Annotated in this window: 15 protein-coding genes; 6 read left to right on the forward strand and 9 right to left on the reverse strand. The window is 71.4% G+C overall.

The features are described 5' to 3' along the window. Positions 1-16: 16 nt before the first annotated feature. The 4 genes from ACIPKM_RS10340 to ACIPKM_RS10355 all read right to left on the reverse strand — a co-directional run bounded on the left by ACIPKM_RS10340 (position 17) and on the right by ACIPKM_RS10355 (position 4,107). Complete coding sequence (locus tag ACIPKM_RS10340) at positions 17-565, reverse strand: TetR/AcrR family transcriptional regulator (RefSeq protein ID WP_070418334.1); 549 nt, start codon at positions 563-565, stop codon at positions 17-19. Between the two features lie 283 nt (positions 566-848). Next, positions 849-1,772, reverse strand: a complete 924-nt coding sequence (locus tag ACIPKM_RS10345; RefSeq protein WP_083295259.1) for a carbohydrate ABC transporter permease — start codon at positions 1,770-1,772, stop codon at positions 849-851. Continuing rightward, a complete protein-coding gene (locus tag ACIPKM_RS10350; RefSeq protein WP_402736708.1) occupies positions 1,769-2,809 on the reverse strand; it encodes a carbohydrate ABC transporter permease in 1,041 nt (346 codons plus the stop codon). Before ACIPKM_RS10350 ends, ACIPKM_RS10345 begins: the two co-directional genes overlap by 4 nt. Continuing rightward, the gene (locus tag ACIPKM_RS10355) at positions 2,806-4,107 is read right to left on the reverse strand and encodes an extracellular solute-binding protein (protein ID WP_402736709.1); all 1,302 of its coding nucleotides are present in this window, start codon (positions 4,105-4,107) and stop codon (positions 2,806-2,808) included. The genes ACIPKM_RS10350 and ACIPKM_RS10355 overlap by 4 nt, the downstream gene beginning before the upstream one ends. Positions 4,108-4,290: 183 nt before the next feature. Between ACIPKM_RS10355 and ACIPKM_RS10360 the strand changes: the two genes are divergently transcribed. The 5 genes from ACIPKM_RS10360 to ACIPKM_RS10380 all read left to right on the forward strand — a co-directional run bounded on the left by ACIPKM_RS10360 (position 4,291) and on the right by ACIPKM_RS10380 (position 10,523). Further along, positions 4,291-6,351: an aldo/keto reductase gene (locus ACIPKM_RS10360; protein WP_336697507.1), complete on the forward strand. Its 2,061-nt coding sequence runs from the start codon at positions 4,291-4,293 to the stop codon at positions 6,349-6,351. Next, a complete protein-coding gene (locus ACIPKM_RS10365; protein ID WP_071296384.1) occupies positions 6,330-7,352 on the forward strand; it encodes a LacI family DNA-binding transcriptional regulator in 1,023 nt (340 codons plus the stop codon). Before ACIPKM_RS10360 ends, ACIPKM_RS10365 begins: the two co-directional genes overlap by 22 nt. Before the next feature lie 220 nt (positions 7,353-7,572). Next, positions 7,573-9,096 carry an MFS transporter gene (locus tag ACIPKM_RS10370; protein ID WP_402736710.1) on the forward strand — a complete coding sequence of 508 codons (1,524 nt, stop codon included), beginning with the start codon at positions 7,573-7,575 and terminating at the stop codon, positions 9,094-9,096. Positions 9,097-9,354: 258 nt separating this feature from the next. Further along, entirely contained in the window at positions 9,355-9,864 is a 510-nt protein-coding gene (locus ACIPKM_RS10375) for a flavin reductase family protein (RefSeq protein WP_070418339.1), read from the forward strand. Positions 9,865-9,908: 44 nt separating this feature from the next. Beyond that, the gene (locus ACIPKM_RS10380; RefSeq protein WP_070418340.1) at positions 9,909-10,523 is read left to right on the forward strand and encodes a superoxide dismutase; all 615 of its coding nucleotides are present in this window, start codon (positions 9,909-9,911) and stop codon (positions 10,521-10,523) included. A gap of 100 nt (positions 10,524-10,623) precedes the next feature. Here ACIPKM_RS10380 and ACIPKM_RS10385 read toward each other — a convergent pair whose 3' ends face one another. Continuing rightward, positions 10,624-11,199: a TetR/AcrR family transcriptional regulator gene (locus ACIPKM_RS10385; RefSeq protein ID WP_071296689.1), complete on the reverse strand. Its 576-nt coding sequence runs from the start codon at positions 11,197-11,199 to the stop codon at positions 10,624-10,626. 160 nt (positions 11,200-11,359) lie between these two features. On the opposite strand from ACIPKM_RS10385, the gene ACIPKM_RS10390 reads away from it, so the two are divergent. Continuing rightward, positions 11,360-12,334 carry a carbohydrate kinase family protein gene (locus ACIPKM_RS10390; RefSeq protein ID WP_139202090.1) on the forward strand — a complete coding sequence of 325 codons (975 nt, stop codon included), beginning with the start codon at positions 11,360-11,362 and terminating at the stop codon, positions 12,332-12,334. A 51-nt stretch (positions 12,335-12,385) separates the two neighbouring features. On the opposite strand, the gene ACIPKM_RS10395 is transcribed toward ACIPKM_RS10390, so the two are convergent. The 4 genes from ACIPKM_RS10395 to ACIPKM_RS10410 form a co-directional block, all read right to left on the reverse strand. Further along, entirely contained in the window at positions 12,386-13,873 is a 1,488-nt protein-coding gene (locus ACIPKM_RS10395) for a serine hydrolase (protein ID WP_071296690.1), read from the reverse strand. Next, positions 13,870-15,219 carry a deoxyribodipyrimidine photo-lyase gene (locus ACIPKM_RS10400; protein ID WP_071296691.1) on the reverse strand — a complete coding sequence of 450 codons (1,350 nt, stop codon included), beginning with the start codon at positions 15,217-15,219 and terminating at the stop codon, positions 13,870-13,872. The genes ACIPKM_RS10395 and ACIPKM_RS10400 overlap by 4 nt, the downstream gene beginning before the upstream one ends. Next, entirely contained in the window at positions 15,216-15,728 is a 513-nt protein-coding gene (locus ACIPKM_RS10405; RefSeq protein WP_254790971.1) for a MarR family winged helix-turn-helix transcriptional regulator, read from the reverse strand. Before ACIPKM_RS10405 ends, ACIPKM_RS10400 begins: the two co-directional genes overlap by 4 nt. Before the next feature lie 282 nt (positions 15,729-16,010). Continuing rightward, the gene (locus ACIPKM_RS10410) at positions 16,011-16,781 is read right to left on the reverse strand and encodes a winged helix-turn-helix domain-containing protein (RefSeq protein ID WP_070418345.1); all 771 of its coding nucleotides are present in this window, start codon (positions 16,779-16,781) and stop codon (positions 16,011-16,013) included. Positions 16,782-17,344 lie beyond the last annotated feature (563 nt).

The raw sequence follows: 17,344 nt of genomic DNA on the forward strand, positions 1-17,344 counted from the left end.
GAGGGACGAACTCGGTTCACGCGCCGGGGCGGGTGGCGATCAACCGGTCGACCACGGCGAGGAGCGGTTCCATGTCGACCGAGGCGCGGTCCGGTCGAACCTCGCTGGCGGCGCCGAGGGACGCCGCGTGGTACAGCCCGTCGCCCATGAGCTTGATCGCCTGCGCCGTGGGGACGTCCCCGAGCGAGTCGACGAGCGTGGCCAGCCAGGCGTTCTCGGTCTCGTCGAGGGTGCGGCCCGCTTCTTCGTAGCCGGCCTGCTGCAGCCGGCTCGCCGCGAGGAGGGCGAGGTCGAGCTCGCTGCCCACGAACTGGCAGTTCCGCACGAAGTAGCGGGCGGCGCCGTCCTCGGCGTCCCGCATGCGCTCGACGTCGATGGCGGAGAGGTCGGACAGGCGTTCGCAGAGTCCCTCGACCAGGGCGGCCTTCGAGCCGAAGTGGTAGAGCAGTCCGCCCTTGGACACCCCGGCCCGAGCGGCCACGGCGTCGAGGGTCGCCGGACGCTCTCCTTCCTCGCACACGATGGCGACGAAGCTGTCCAGGACACGATCGCGGGCGCTTGCCATGCCGGAAGTCTGCCATGGGACGCGGGCGTGCCGCGTCCGGCGGGCGCGGAGCGGGCGCAGCGCAGGCGCGGAGCGGGCGCTGTGCCGACGACACGGCGGGCGCAGCGCAGGCGCGGAGGAGGCGCTGTGCCGACGACACGGCGGGCGCAGCGCAGGCGCGGAGGAGGCGCGGTGCCGACGACACGGCGGGCGCAGCGCAGGCGCGGAGGAGGCGCGGTGCCGACGACACGGCGGGCGCAGCGCAGGCGCCGTGGGCCATCCTCCACGGCGCCTGCGGGTCCGGTCAGCCCTTCAGCGCCCCCGCCGCGATGTTCGCGATGAAGTGCCTCGAGCCGATGATGAACACCCCGATGAGCGGGAACACGCTGATCACGGCACCGGCCATCACCGAGCCGAGGTCGGTCGCGTTCACCGAGCTGAGCGAGGCGAGTGCCACCTGGAGCGTCTGTCCCTTCGGGTCGATCAGCACGATCAACGGCCACACGTAGTCGTTCCACGCCGTGATGAAGGTGAAGATGCCGAGGAACGCGAGGCCTCCGCGGAGCATCGGGACCGCGATCGACCACCAGGTGCGGAAGAACCCGGCGCCGTCCACGCGCGCGGAGTCGATGACCTCGTTCGGGATCGACCCGGTGGCGAACTGCCGCAGGAGGAAGATGCCGAACGCGTTCGCCGCCCCGGGGACGATGAGCGCCTGGAGTCCACCGATCCACCCGAGGTGCGCCATGAGCACGAAGCTCGGCACGAGCGACAGGCTGCCGGGGACGAGGAACGTCGCCAGCATGACGGTGAACAGCGAGCGCTTGAACGGGAACTCGTACTTCGCGAAGGCGAACGCGGCCAGCGAGTCGAACAGCATGACCAGGACCGCGGTGCCGCCGGCGACGATGACGGTGTTGCCGAGCGCCCGCAGCATGTCGACGCTGCTGAACACCGTGGCGAGGTTCTGCATGGTGTGGTCGCTGAACCACAGCGACGGCGGGTAGCCGAAGATCTGCGCGTTCGACGACGTCGACATGACGAGCAGCCAGTAGAACGGGAAGATCGACAGCACGACGCCGACGATGAGGCACAGGTGCGTGACGAGCCGTCCGACCCAGCCGTGCCTGAACCCCCGGCGGTGGTCGTCGGGCCCGTCGGTGACGGCGTTCGGCCGGCCGAGTGCGGCGGCGGTGTTCGTGGTGCGGGGTGCGGTGTCGGCGCTCATGCGCGGGGTCCCTTCGCGCTGGTCGTGACGGTGCGCGGGGCGCGCAGTCGCCGTGGGGTCTTGAGCCCGTCGCGCTCGCTGAGCAGTCGCCAGTTGATGATCGCGAAGACCACGGAGAAGAAGAACAGCACCCAGGCGATCGCCGAGCCGTACCCGAAGTCGAACTGGTTGAACGCCTGGTCGTACTGGTAGAGCACGATCGTCATGCCGGCCTCGTCGGGGCCACCGACCGCCTGCCCGTTGAACAGGATCTGCGGCTCGGTGAAGAGCCCGAGGCCACCGATGGTCGACGTGATGACGGTGAACAGGATGACCGGCCGCAGCATCGGGATCGTGATCCGCGTGAAGATCTGCCAGGTGTTCGCGCCGTCCACCTTCGCCGCGTCGTACAGCTCGGTCGAGATCGACTGCAGGCCGGCGAGGTAGATGATCGCGTTGTACCCGGTCCAGCGCCAGATGACCATGACCGCGATCGTGACCTTGATGCCCCAGTACGACGAGAGCCAGCCGACCGGGTCGGCACCGACGGCTCGGAGCGCGGCGTTGACGAGCCCGAACCCGTCCGAGAACACCGAGCCGAACACGATCGCCATCGCGACCATGCTCGTCACGTTCGGGATGAAGAACGCGACCCGGTAGAACCCCTTCGCCCGGATGTTGCCGTGCAGCAGGAACGCGAGCACGAGGGCGAGGAACAGCATCGGGACGGTCGAGATGATCCAGATGATGAAGGTGTTCGAGACGGCGTTCCAGAACCGCGGGTCGGTCAGCAGGTACTGGTACTGCGCGAGGCCGACGAACGCGGGGGAGCCGACGCCGTCCCAGTCCGTGAACGACAGCACGATCGAGAAGACGATCGGGAACAGCCCGAACACGAGGAACAGCACGTAGAACGGCGCGATCGCCACGTACTGCGGCCAGAACCGGCGCAGGCTGAAGCGGTGCCCGGTCGCCGCGGTGGAGATCGACGCGGTGGGTGCGCCCCCGACGACGGGGTTCGCGGTGGTGGCGGTCTTCTCGCGGATCGGCGCGCTCATGCCGACACCCCGCGCTTCGCCAGGACGCGGTCGGTCTGGTCGATGGCGTCCTGCCAGGCACGCTCCGGGTCCTTGCCGCCGGACTCCACGTTCGTGATCTCGGTCGCGAAGGCGCCGATGAACCGCTCCGAGTTCGAGATGTACGTCACGGGGACCTCCGGTGCAGCCTTGCTGAAGAAGTCGAGCGGGTTCTGGTCCCCGAAGAAGTCGCCGGGGTTGCGCATGATGCCGTTCTCGAACGACGCGGGTGTCGACGGGAAGAGCTGGATGTCGTTGTAGGTGTGGGACTGCACGTCCGCGCCGGTGATCCACTTGGCGAACGCCACCGCGGCCTCCGGGTTCTTCGACGTCTTGGGCACGGCCAGGAACGAGCCGCCGCTGTTGCCCGGTCGCTCGGGCTGCCGGGCGATCCGCCACTTCCCGGACAGGTCCGGAGCCGTGTCGTGGATGATCTGCGTCCACCACGCGCCCTCGATCTGCCCGGCGACCCGACCCGCGACCCACCCGGCGTTCTGGTCGGTCCCGGACTGCAGGTTGCCGGTGATCCCGGCGTGGATCGACTCGACCGCGTTCTCCCAGGCCTTCCGGATCGAGCTGTCGTCGTGGTGGTAGAGCGGCTGGTCGTCACGGTCGAAGTACCGCGTGGGGCTCGCGGAGACGAACTGGTTGAAGAGCTGCGTCGCGGTGATGATCGTCGCGGCACCGGTCTTCTGCTTGATCTGCTTGCCGAAGGTCCGGAAGTCCGCCCAGGTCTGGATCGCCGCGATCACCTCGTCCGGGTCGGTGGGGAGGTCGGCCTTCTGCAGGACGTCCTGGTTGTAGAAGAAGCCGGTGGGGCCGGTGTCGACGGGCCAGAAGCACTGCCGCCCGGACGGGGTCCGGCCGAGCGAGAGCTTCCAGTCGTAGTAGGCGGACTTCTCGGTGGCGGAGGGATCGAAGTCGGTGAAGAGGTCCTCGTCGGGGAAGTAGAGCCAGCAGTTCGAGTTCACCATGAGGACGTCGGGGATGAACGCGTTCCCGGCGAGGGCGGTCCGGAACTTGGTGTCGTACGACGCCCCGCCGATGAGGTCCGGCCGCAGCCGCATCGGTTCGTGGCCGCTGATGCCCCCGGCCGCCTGCTTCAGGAACTTCGGGTCGAGGGACCGGTTCCAGTACCAGAGGACGAGTTCGTCCGGGTCCTTGGAGATCGCGGTGCCGGTGGAACACCCGGCGAGGAGGGCCGTGGTGGCGAGTGCGCCGAGGGCGCCTGCGCCGGCGAGGAACCCCCGCCGGCTGAGACTGTGCGTTGCTGCTGTCACTGGAGTGCCTGCTCTCGTCGTTGAGATGCGGAACCGTTGAGCGCTCGACCGTGAACGCTCACGAAGTGGTCAGAGCATGCCCCGGCCGACACGCCGTGTCAAGCATCTGCATCGTTGCAGGTGCGGAGACGGACGGGTACGGTCGTCGGGACCGTGAAGGTTCACGACACGATAGGGATCCGCATGTCAGCGCAGACCGCGACCACCGCCAGCAGCACCTCCTCGACGGGGCACGACACCCCCGGTTGGGCCGTCCTCGGCCCCGGTGGGATCGCCCGCCGCTTCCTCTCACAGCTGCCCTCGAGCGGGGTCGGGGCGACCCTCGTCGCCGCCGGCAGCTCGTCGGCGGAGCGCGCGGGAGCGTTCGCTGCCGAGGCTGCCGAGCACGGGTTCGCCGACGTCGCCGCGGCCACCTACGACGAGGTGCTCGCCGACCCGCGCGTCGACGCCGTCTACGTCTCGACGGTCCACACCGGGCACGCGGCGCTCGTCCTCGCGGCGCTCGCGGCCGGCAAGGCGGTCCTCTGCGAGAAGCCGCTCTCGCCGAACCACGGCACGTCCATGGCGCTCGCCGATGCCGCACGCCAGGCCGGCCTGCCCCTCGTCGAGGCGTACATGTACCGCTTCCACCCGCAGACCGCGGCCCTGCTCGACCTCGTCCGGCAGGGCGCCGTCGGTACCGTCACGCACGTCGACGCCTCGTTCGCGTTCCGGGCGGGCAGCCGGTCCGGGCGGCTCTTCGACGTCGAGACGGCCGGTGGCGGGATCCTCGACGTGGGCGGCTACCCGGTGACGATGACGGCCGCGATCGTGCAGGCCGCGACCGGCGTGGCCGTCGCCGAGCCCACCGAGCTCACCGCCACCGGGACCGTCGGCCCCACGGGCGTCGACGAGTGGACGGTGGCACAGCTCAGCTACACCGGCGGGATCACCGCGAACCTCCGGACCGGCGTCCGCGTGCAGGATGACAACGCCGTGGTCGTCCACGGCACCACGGGGAAGATCACGCTCACCGACCCGTGGACCCTCGGCGACGACCCCACGATCGAGATCAGCACGGTCGACGAGGACCCGCGCACGCTGTCCTTCGCCGGCGCGCACCCCTACGCCCTCGAGGCCGACGCCACCACGGCGGCCCTCGCGGCCGGTCGTGTCGACGCCCCCGAGTTCACCCTCGACGAGTCGCTCGCCACCGCCCGGACGCTCGACAAGTGGCGTGCCGCGATCGGTCTGCGCTTCCCGTTCGAGGCCGAGACCGCCGACATCCCGACCGTCAGCGGCCGACCCCTCACGGTCGCCGCGCACGAGCCGGACCGAGCCGACAACCCGATGCGCTACGGCGAGGTCGCGGGTGTCGGCAAGCGCATGTCCCGACTGGTGATGGGTGTCGACAACCAGCCCGACCTCGCGCACGCGAGCGCGATCTTCGACCTGTTCGTGGAGCAGGGCGGCAACGTGTTCGACACCGGCTACATCTACGGCGGGGGCGTGCTCGAGGGCCGGCTCGGCAAGTGGATCCAGAACCGCGGCGTCCGCGAGGACGTGGTCGTGATCACCAAGGGCGCACACACGCCGTACTGCGACCCGGAGTCCCTCACCCGGCAGCTGCTCGAGAGCCTCGAGCGCCAGGGCACCGACTACGCGGACATCTACATGATGCACCGCGACAACACGGACATCCCGGTGGGGGAGTTCGTCGACGTCCTCGACGAGCACCGTCGTGCCGGCCGCATCCGCGTGTACGGCGGCTCGAACTGGACCCCTGCCCGGTTCGACGAGGCGAACGCCTACGCCCGCGCGAACGGCAAGCACGAGTTCGAGGTGCTGAGCAACCACTTCGGTCTGGCCGAGGCGTACGACGTGCCGTGGGCCGGCTGCGAGCACGCCACCGACGCGGCGTCGAAGCAGTGGCTCGAGGAGCGCCAGGTGCCCCTGCTGCCCTGGTCCTCGCAGGCGCGTGGGTTCTTCACCGGCCGGGCCAAGCCGGAGGACACGAGCGACGCCGAACTCGTGCGCTGCTACTACAGCGACGAGAACTTCGAGCGGCTGCGCCGTGCGTCGGAGCTCGGCGAGCGGTTCGGCGTCCCCGCGACGGCGATCGCCCTGGCGTACGTGCTGCACCAGCCGTTCCCGACGTTCCCGCTCTTCGGACCGCGTACGATCGCGGAAGCCCGGTCGTCCATGACCGGCCTCTCCGTCGACCTCACTCCGGAACAGGTGGCATGGCTGGACCTCCGCGACTGACCGAACCCGTTCCCGCACCCGGCGGCCGGGCGACGATCATCGACGTCGCCGCGGCCGCCGGGGTGTCCCGGCAGACCGTCACCCGGGCGATGAACGGCATGTCCGGCATCAGCGCGGCGACGAAGGAACGGGTCCTCGCCGCCGCGGAGCGCCTCGACTACCGGCCGTCGCGCTTCGGCCGCGGGCTCGTCACGGGTGGCGACCACCAGCTCGGCCTCGTCGTGAACGACCTGCGCAACCCCTACACGCCGCAGCTCGCCTCGGCCGTCTTCCGGCTCGCCGCCGAGCAGGGCTGGAACGTCATGCTCGCCGACGTCGACCTGGCGAGCGACGCCGACCGCATGGTGCAGGCGCTCGGGTCGCAGACGGACGTCGTCATCGGGTACCTCGGCTCCCGTCGCGATCGGTGGCGCGAGCTCCTCGGCACCGTGCCGATGGTCGAGCTCGACCCGTACTCGGAGCCACCGACCGCAGCCGTCTGGATCGACCCCGCCGACGCGATCGAGGTCCTCGCCGACCACCTCGTCGCCACCGGGGTCCGGCACCCGGTCGTGCTCGACAACTCCTCGCCGGAGCACACGAGCGTCCGCGGCATCCTCATGATGGACGCCCTCCAGCGGCGCGGGTACCTGCCCGAGCTCGTGCACGCGGAGCACGGCACGGCGGAGTGCGGCGCCGAGGAGACGACACGGATCCTCCGGCGACGCCGACGGCAGGACGCGATCCTCGCCTTCAACGACGTGATGGCGCTCGGTGTCCTGCAGGCCTGTCGGCGGGCGGGCGTCGACGTCCCGCGGGAGCTCCGGGTCGTCGGCGTCGACGGCCTGCCGCTCGGCTCGCTCGTCTCGCCGACGCTCACCACGTTGGCGGTGGACCTCGACGAGGTCGCGCGTGAGGCGCTCGACCTCGCCCTCGGCATGCTCGCCGGCGAGCTGCCGCGGCAGGGTGACGCGGTGCAGCGCACGGTGCGGCACCGCCTGCTCCTGCGCGAGTCGGCCTGACGACGCGGCCCACGAGACAGCGCGACCGGAGGACGGACGGGAGGCGCGGTGCGGGCCCGCACCGCGCCTCCCGTTCGTCCTCAGTTGCATTTGCAACCATTACCGTCCAGACGGTACACTAACGGAGTCCTGACGGGATGCGTGCACACCCCGCGTCCCGTCCGGTCCGTTCGTCAGTTCCGCCGTCGACCTGGTCCGGCTCGAAGTCCCTGGAGTCACCGTGTCCGCCCTGCTCACCAGCCCGATCCCCACTGCCGCCACCGGCAGCCGCGCCCGCCGGTTCGCCGCCCTCGCGGTGCTCATGCTGCCCGTCCTCCTCATCTCGGTGGACAACACCGTCCTGAGCTTCGCGCTGCCGTCGATCTCGCGCGCGCTGAACCCGGACGCCACCACGCAGCTCTGGATCGTCGACGCGTACCCGCTCGTCCTCGCCGGCCTCCTCGTCGTGATGGGCAGCATCGGTGACCGCATCGGCCGCCGTCGGATCCTCGTCGTCGGTGCCACCGGCTTCGCGCTCTTCTCCGTCGCCGCGGCCTTCGCCACCGACGCCTGGATGCTCGTCGCCGCACGGATCGTCATGGGCGTGTTCGGCGCGATGCTCATGCCGGCGACCCTCTCGATCATCCGCAACGTCTTCGTCCACGCGGGGGAGCGGCGGATGGCGCTCGCCGTCTGGTCGACCATGTTCGCGGCGGGCAACGCACTCGGGCCGCTCGTCGGCGGCGTACTGCTCGCGCACTTCCACTGGGGCGCGGTGTTCCTCGTCGCGGTGCCGATCCTCGTCGTGATGCTCGTCGCCGTGCCGTTCTGCGTGCCGGAGTCCCGTGACCCGAACCCGGGGCCGGTCGACGTGCCGAGCATGTTCCTGTCGCTCGGCGCCCTCGCCCCGATCGCGTGGGCGATCAAGTCCGTCGTGCACCCCGAGGAGCGCGGCTTCGCGATCGCGATGCTCGCCGTCGGCGTCCTGTGCGGCATCGCGTTCGTCCGTCGGCAGCTCCGCTCGCGGACCCCGATGCTCGACCTCCGGCTGTTCCGGAGCACGGCGTTCACCGGCAGCGTGCTCATGAACATGGCGGCGATGTTCTCGCTGACCGGGTTCCTGTTCTTCATCGCACAGCACCTGCAGCTCGTCGCCGGCCTCGACCCCTTCGCGTCCGGCATGGTGCTGGTGCCGGGGTCGATCCTCACGATCGTGGCGGGGCTCGTCGTCGTGCCGATCGTCGCCCGGGTCGCTCCGCGCTGGGTCGTCGCCGTGTCGCTGCTGTTCTCGGCGGCCGCCTACGCGATGGTCGCGGTCCTCGGGCACCACGCCTCGATCGTGGCGCTGGCGTTCGCGTTCGTGCTGCTCGGGATCGGGATCGGTGCCTCGGAGACGGTGACGAACGACCTCATCATCTCGACGGCGCCGGCGGACAAGGCCGGTGCGGCGTCGGCGATGTCCGAGACGGCGTACGAGATCGGTGCCGTGCTGGGGACCGCGGTGCTCGGGACGATCCTGGCCACGGCCTACCGGGCGCACGTCGTGGTGCCGGACGGGCTGTCCTCGTCGGCGCACACCGCTGCGCAGGAGACCCTCGGCGGAGCGGTGTCGGCGGCGTCGTCCCTCGGTGGGTCGGCGGGTCAGGCGCTGCTCGAGTCGGCGCGGGCTGCGTTCGACTCCGGCGTCACGGTGACGGCGGGGGCGGCCGCGCTCCTGATGGTGGTCGCGGCCGCCGGTGCCGTCGTCATGCTCAAGCGCCGGTAGCGCCGCGCCGCGCCCGCGCCGCCGCGGGCGGCGCCGCGCTTGGTGAGCAGAAATGGTCGGGTCGCCGCGAGCGACCCGACCATTTCTGCTCACGAAGTCGGGCCCGCACCGCCGCACCCCACGTCACACGGGGTCACACGGCACGCCCGGGATCGACCGAACCTGGGAATCGTTGACCTCAACCATGGTTCAGGTCATACGTTGGGACATGGCCGCGGAGCCGCGGCCCTCCCCATCGAAGGAACGACCACGACTCCCATGCCCGACGCAGCACCGGCGAACATCGCGGACGCCTACAAGGCCGCCTTCCGTGGACACCCGGCCGGTGTCGCCGTCATCACCGCCGAAGGCCCCGACGGTCCGACCGGCCTCACCGCATCGAGCGTCGCGAGCGTGGCGATCGACCCGCCCGTGCTCGTGTTCTCGCTGTCCACGAACTCCGGGTCCGCCGGGGTCGTGCTCGGCGCCCCGATCTTCGTCGTGCACCTCGTCGACTCGCTCGGCGTCGCCCTCGCCCGTCGGTTCGCCTCCACCGGCAGCCCCGCCGCGGACGACCCGATCTGGGGCACCCTGCCGTCGGGTGACCGCTACCTGCCGAGTGCCGCGAGCGCCCTGCGCTGCCGGCCCCTCTCGACCACGCCGATCGGCTCGTCGACCGTCGTCGTCGCCGAGGTCCTCGACATCGTCGTCGGCCTCGAGCGGGGCGAGCCGCTGGTCTACCACAACCGGGAATTCCACTCCCTCACCGATCGTTCCCGGCTCTCGTGAGCCGCGGAGCACCATCCGCACACCACTGATCGAAAGGAACTCACATGGCTGAGTACACCCTGCCGGAGCTGCCGTACGACTACGCCGCACTCGAGCCGCACATCAGCGGCAAGATCATGCAGCTGCACCACGACAAGCACCACCAGACCTACGTGACGGGTGCGAACACCGCGCTCGAGCAGCTCGCCGAGGCCCGTGAGTCCGGCAACCTGGCGAACGTCAACAAGCTCGAGAAGGACCTCGCGTTCAACCTCGGTGGCCACGTCAACCACTCGATCTTCTGGACCAACCTCGGCCCGGACACGAAGGTCCCCGAGGGCGAGCTCGCCGCGGCGATCGACGAGTTCTTCGGCTCGTTCGAGAAGTTCCAGGCCCAGTTCACCGCCGTCGCCACGGGCATCCAGGGCTCCGGCTGGTCCGTCCTCGCCTGGGACACCGTCGGCCAGAAGCTGACCACGTTCCAGCTGTTCGACCAGCAGGCCAACGTGCCGTTCGGTCTCGTGCCGATCTTCATGCTCGACATGTGGGAGCACGCCTTCTACCTCGACTACCTCAACGTCAAGGCGGACTACGTCAAGGCCGTGTGGAACATCGTCGACTGGGAGAACGTCGCCGCGCGCTTCGCGAACGCGAAGTCGCAGAGCTTCGTCACCCTCTGAGACGGACGCAGCGGGTCACGGTCGTGACCCGGTGAACGACGGGAGGCGCGGTGCCGGCTGGCACCGCGCCTCCCGTCGTTCGTCGGTGCGCGTCGACCGCTCAGGCCGACTGGAAGTGGGCCCCGGCGACCAGCTTCTGCGCGATCGCGCGCAGCGCGGCGTCGGGCGTCGCCCGCTCGCGGTCGACGATCGTGCCCCACTGCACGCCCCGAGCCGCGAGGACGGCACCGCGGGCCGCCCGTTCGGCATCCACCGCGCCGTAGCCGTGTTCGGCGCACCAGGCGGCGATCGCGCTCACCTGCGCGCGGTGGAAGGTGCGCTCGCGATCACGGCCGTCGAGCGACTCGACCGATCCGAGCTCGAAGGTGAGCCGGGCGGCGAGGGAGCGCTCGGGGTCGTCGAGCCCGCCGAACACCGCGATGAGGTAGTCGGTCAGCCCGAGGTCGTCGGCGCCGGGGTCGAGCGTGACGTCGGAGACCGATTCCGCCAGGTGGTCCACCACGGCGTCGATCAGGGCTTCGCGCGTGCCGAAGTGGTACACGATCGGGTACGCGCTCGTCCCGAGCACCCGACCGAGGCTACGGACGGAGACGTCCTCGAGCTTGGTGTCCTGCAGGTGCTCGGCCACCTTCGCGATGATCGCCGGCTTGAGTGTCGGGTCGGGCTTGCGGGGCATGGCGTCTCCAACGAGCGTGATGGGCAGTACGCGACCGTTCACATACGATCACAGAGTATATTACTGACGATCGCCGGGAAACAGCCGGGAATCTATAACGGGTGCAAGGGATTTGTGGCGAGAAGCGGAGTTTTACTCGATTCCACGTAGGATGGGGCCGATGTCCATGCCTCCAGAGCGCCCTGTGGCCCCGTCGCGCCCCGAGGCACCCCGTGCCGGGCGGGCGGTCGCCGGACGCCGTCGCGGGGCGGGGAAGCGCTTCCTCGTCGTCGGCGACGTCCTGGACGGGGTGCTCGTGCACACCACGGCCGCGAGCATGGGTGCACACGACCCGGCCGCGGTCATCCGGCACCGACCGGTCGGCGCCGCGGGCAACACCGCGACCTGGCTCGGCTGGCTCGGCGCCGACGTGGACCTGGTGGGGCGGGTCGGCGTGGACGACGTCTACCGGCACGAGCGATCGCTCGCCGACGCCGGCGTCCGCGCGCACATCCGCTACGACGCCCGGACCGCGACCGGCGCCGTCGTGTCCGTGCGGAACGGGAACGGTCGGACCGCGATGTCCGATCCCGCAGCGAGCGGGGTGCTGTCGGCGGAGGACCTGCCGGTCGACCTCGTGGCGCGCGCGGACATCGTGCACCTGACCGGCTCGGCGATGCTCGGCGGAGGCGGTCCGGACCGCATCGCGGCACTCGTCGCCCAGGCCCGGTCCGGTTCCGCCCGGGTGTCCCTCGACCCCTCCTCCGCCGCGGTGGTGCGTGCGGTCGGTGCGTCGGAGTTCCTCGAGGCGCTCTCCGGCCTCGATGCCCTCTTCCCGAGCGAGGACGAGGCACTCGCGCTCACCGGAGCACCCACCGTCACGGAGGCGATCGAGTCGCTCGCCGACCGCGTGCCCCTGGTCGTGGTGACCATGGGGACCGAGGGCGTCCTGCTCGGGCGGCGTGGTCGGACGCCGCAGCGGGTGCCGATCACGCCGGCGACGGTGGTGGACACGCTCGGCGCCGGGGACGCGTTCGCCGCGGGGTTCCTCCGTGCGTGGGCGACCGATCCGGTGCGGGTCGCGGCGGCTGCGCGCGAGGGCACGCGGGTCGCGGCGCGGGCGCTCGGGTTCGTGGGCGGGCGTCCGCCGGTCTGACGCCCGCGCGTCAGCGCTCGCTGGGTTCGGCCGGTACCACCGGTCGCGGGGTCAGTGCTCGCTGGGTTCGGCCCGGACCACCAGGGTCTGCACGAGGCCGGCCGCGAGCGGCGCCAACCGGATCTCGACGCGCAGCCGACCGGCCGTCCCCGGCAGCCACCAGCGCAGGTGCGACGGGGCCTGGGACTCGTCGGCCACCGGTTCCGCCCCGAGGTCGGCACCGACGGCCGCCACCGCCTCCGCGATGGCCCGGCGGCGTCGTTCGTACGGCACGTCCATCGCCACGTTCGGCGTGCAGATCGCATCGGCGAGCTCGTCGTCCCAGTGGGCCAGGAGGCGCGTCACGGCAGCCTGCGCCGCCCGCGTCGCGTCCACGGTCGGTCCGGTGCCGGGTGCACGGTCCGCCAGTGCGCCGCCCGCGGATGCACGGTCGGCCGCGGCGGTCGCGCGGGCGCTCGCGCGGGCGGTCAGCACGAGGTCGAGCGCCCGGTCCGCCGCCGCCGAGACCTTCGCCTGCGTGGCGTTCTCGAAGGCGACGACGCCGAGGCCGTTCCGGACCGACCACCGCATGTGCGCCGAGAACCCCGGGTACCCGCCGGAGTGCGAGACGAGCTCGCCGAACGCCGGGTCCTGCTCGACGAAGAGCCCGAAGCCGTAGGCCGTCGCGCGGCTCGAGGTCGGCACCACCGCTGCGGGCACGACCCGCATCGCCTGCTGCATGAGTCGGCGGTCGGCCGGGGAGACCGGTCCGGGCTCGGGCGTCTCGGTGAACGCCGACGCGAGGTGCCGACCCCAGCGGGCGAGGTCCGTGACCGTCGAGAAGAGCCCGCCGATCGACGAGAACGCGCCGGGGCCCGACATCGCCAGCGGCTCCCACGTGCCGACGCCCGCCCCGTCAGTGGCGGGCCGCACGCCCGTGACCACGTGACCGCGGGCGTCGTCGGCGCGGAAGACGGTGTCGCGCAGGCCGAGGGGGCCGAGGAGGAGTTCGGTCGCGACCTCGGGGAAGGGACGGCCGGCCACGACGGCGATCGCCCGGCCGAGCAACGCGTACCCGGTGTTCGAGTAGGCGAACCGGGTCCCTGGGACCGAGTCGAACAGGAGCCCCGCGCGCAGAACGTCGTCGAGCTCGGCGTCCGAGATCGACTCCTGCCGGTCGGCCCACGGATCGTCGGTCGGGAAGCCGCCGGCCATGGTGAGGAGCATGCGGAGCGTCGGCACGGGGGAGTCGGCGGTGGGCAGCACGACGTCGGCGAAGGCCGGGACGAAGTCGGTGATCGGCGCGTCCAGCCGGACACGGTCGTCCGCCACGAGCGCGAGCAGGGTGGCCGCCGTCACGCTCTTCGTGCAGGAGGCGATCCGGTACACGGTGTCGGCGTCGGGAGCGATGCCGTCGCCGCGGTCGCCGTGCCCGCCCGAGGCGACGAGCCCGGTGCGGTCGAACACGCCCCAGACGCTGCTCGGTGCGACGCCGCGTTCGACTCGTTCGCGGAACAGCGCGTCGACGTCCGCGATCACCTGCGGATCGATACCGCTCACGACCGGCGCATCCGGTCGTACGCGTCGAGTGCCCGCTGCCGGGTCTCCTTGAGGTCGAGCATGGGCTCCGGACGGTCTTCGTCGGCGGGGACCCAGCGGTGCACGTACTCGCGGTGCGGGTCGAACCGCTCGAGCTGCCGGTCCGGGTTGAACACCCGGAAGTACGGCGCCGCGTCGAACCCGGACCCGGCGACCCACTGCCAGTTCGCCGCGTTGTTGGCGGAGTCGGCGTCGACGAGGGTGTCCCAGAACCACTGCTCGCCCACGCGCCAGTCGACGAGCATGTTCTTCACGAGGAAGCTGGCCGTCGCGAGCCGGACCCGGTTGTGCATCGCACCCGAGTGCCAGAGCTCCCGCATGCCCGCGTCGACGAGGTCGAACCCGGTCGTCCCGGTCCGCCAGCGGTCGACCTCGGCGTCGGGGACGTCCCGCCAGGGGAAGGCGTCGAACTCGCGCCGGACGTTCACCGTGGTGATGTCCTCGCAGTGGAAGTACTCGTTCCAGTTGAACTCGCGCCAGGCCAGCTGCCGGAGGAACGCCGAGGCGTTCTTGCGCTGCTCGGGCTCGAGCTGGCCGTGCAGGCGGTGCCAGACCTGGTACGGACTGACCTCGCCCCACCGCAGGTGCGGGGAGAGGTCGCTCGTGGCGGCCATCGCGGGTTCGTCGCGCTGGTCGTAGTCCTCGAGCGCGTGGTGCACGAAGTGTTCGAGCCGCCGGTGCGCGCCCTGCTCGCCGGGTTCCCAGGCGTCCCGGAGACCGCCGGCCCAGTCGGGGTGCGTCGGCAGCAGGTCCCAGTCGTCGAGGTCGTCGCTCGCGACCCGGGGCGCCGCGGGGAGGTCACGCGGCTTGGGCAGCGGGTGGCGGGGCTCGGGCATCGCCTGGGCGGCACGCCAGAACGGCGTGAACACCTTGTACGGCTCGCCCTGCCCGGTGAGGACGGTCCACGGTTCCCAGAGCAGGCTTGCGGCGAAGCTGTGCGCCTCGGTCCCGCCGTCGGTGAGCGTCGACTTGATGCCGGCGTCGAGGTCCCGCTCGGCTCGGCCGTACCGGCGGTTCCAGAACACCGCGTCGGCGCCGGTGTCGGACACGAGCGCGTCGACGGCCTCGGCAGCGGGCCCGCGGCGGAGGACCAGTCGGGACCCACGTTCGCGGAGCTCATCGTCGAGCGCGGCGAGCGAGTGGTGCAGCCACCACCGTGCCGCAGCCCCGATCGGGCGGATGCCGGGGGACTGCTCGTCGAGGACGTACGCGACCGTGACGTCGCCGCCGTGTTCGATCGCTGCTCGGAGTGCCGGGTTGTCCGCGAGACGGAGGTCGTCGCGGAGCCAGACCAGGGCGCCGGTCACACCGTTGCCGCGTCGACGTCGGACGCCGCCCGGGTCGCGCCACGTCGGGGTGAGGCCGCACCCGCCGCGGTCCGGAGCTTCGTGCAGAGTTCGGTGAGCGTGCGCAGCTCGGCGTCGTCGAGGCCGGCACCGACCTGGTCGGCGATGGTCTGCGCGTGCTGGACGGCGACGGCGCGGTACACGTCGAAGCCGTGCGCGGTGAGGGCCACGATGACGCCGCGGGCGTCGGCGGGGTCCGGCTGCTTCTCGACGATGCCGCGCGCGGTGAGCCGGTCGACCAGGCGGCTGACGCTCGGCTGCGTCAGGAGCAGGTGGCCGGTCAGTTCGCGCATCCGGCAGCGGCGGCCGGGCTGCGTGGAGAGGTTGAAGCAGACGTCGTACTCGTTGAACGAGATCTCGCCGCCCGGGAAGTCGGCGTTGAGCGCGCGCATCACCGTGACCTGGGCGCGGAAGAGCGCTTCCCAGGCAGCGACTGCGGTCGCCTTCTCGCTGCGGCGTGGCTCGTTCACGGTCGCGCTCCCTCTGGTCGTACGGTCATGCCACACTACCGACGGCCTCGGACACGCGATGCTGCTGACGCGCAGCCGTGTCCCCCGGGACGCAACGAGGGCCGGTCATCACGGGGATGACCGGCCCTCTCCCTTGCACCAAGAGTGTCCTGCAATCACATTCCACAGGCGGTGCCACAGCAAACACCGTCTGCACGCACGACTGTATAACGAACGGGTAACGGCGCGCTACCGGACGCGGCGGTCGTTCGCTGCGAGTTCACCAAGAACGACCGATCAGGATCAGAAGAGGTCCGGCGACGGCGTCGAGGCGTAGCGCACGGCGACGTCGGCGTGGCGGTCGAAGCGGTAGCCGACACCGCGCACGGTGCGGACGATCTCCTCGAAGGCGCCGAGCTTCGAGCGGAGGCGACGGACGTGGACGTCGATCGTGCGCTCGTTCGGGGTCTCGTCCTCGCCGTCCGACCACAGGCCGTCGATGATCGCCGAGCGGTCGACGGTCTGGCCCTCGCGGAGGACGAGGAACTGCAGGAGCTCGAACTCCTTGTACGTCAGGGGAGCGGCTTCGCCGTCGAGCGTGACGCGCTTCCGGGAGATGTCGATGACGACCCCGGTCTCCTCCGGCTCGGGCTTCTCGGCCTGCTTGCGGGCAGCCACGGCGGAGCGGTCCTGCAGGGCGAGCCGGACGACGTCGACGTCACGGCCGCCGGAGCCCTCGGCGGCGACGGCCACGGCGGCGTACGTCTCCGAGGTCGGGACGAGCTGCGCGGTCAGGGCCTTGAGCTGCTCGACGACCGCAGCGAGGGTCGTGCCCGCCGCCGCTGCCTTCGCCTCGTCGATGCCGACGTAGAGGGCGAAGCCGCGTGCCTCGGTGCCCTCGGGCAGGGCACGGTTGCGCTGCGGGGCGACGACCGGGCTGGTCGGCACGCCGGTGGCGACGGGCGGTGCGACGGGCTCGCGACGCGGACGGATCGGGGTCACGGTGCCGAGGTCGGTCGGCGCGGGTGCGGCGGTGCGGAGGGCGGTGCGGGGCTGAGCGATGGTGAGCGACATGGCGGTTCTCCGGGCGATGTGGCTGCGGTGTCGAGGTGTGCCGCGGCCGTGTCGAATGCGTCGGTCCGGGTACGGCGAGTGCCGTGGGCCCTGCGGTCCTGCTGCGGACCGGGGCCGACCCGGGGGTACGGGGGACAGACCTCGTGACGTGGTGCGCGTCGTCGACGTGGTCGTCACCCGGGGATCACGCTCGCGCGACGGGGGTGGTGTCGCGGGGGATCCGGCTGGAACGGGTGCCGATCAGGCACACATTCGACAACGCATGACGGCCGTGGCCGGCATCATCATGCCGGCGGTCCCCTGGGCCTCGGAGAGGACGCGGGTGGACACGGTTGCAGTCATGGGACGAGTATCGGTGGGATACCAACGTCGTGTCAACCGTCCGCACGGACGGTGCGTTCTGCGAACGCACCGTCATGACGGACAGGAGGCGGGGGGGGCCCCGGGCCCCCCCCCCCCCCCCCCACGGGGGGGGGGGGGGACCCCCCCCCGCGGCCCCCCGCCCACGCCCGGCCACCCCCCCCCCCAACCCCCCCAAACCCCCGAAAGCACCGGGGGGTCCC

The sequence above is a fragment of the Curtobacterium sp. NPDC086286 genome, from assembly GCF_044746255.1.
Classification (GTDB): Bacteria; Actinomycetota; Actinomycetes; order Actinomycetales; family Microbacteriaceae; genus Curtobacterium.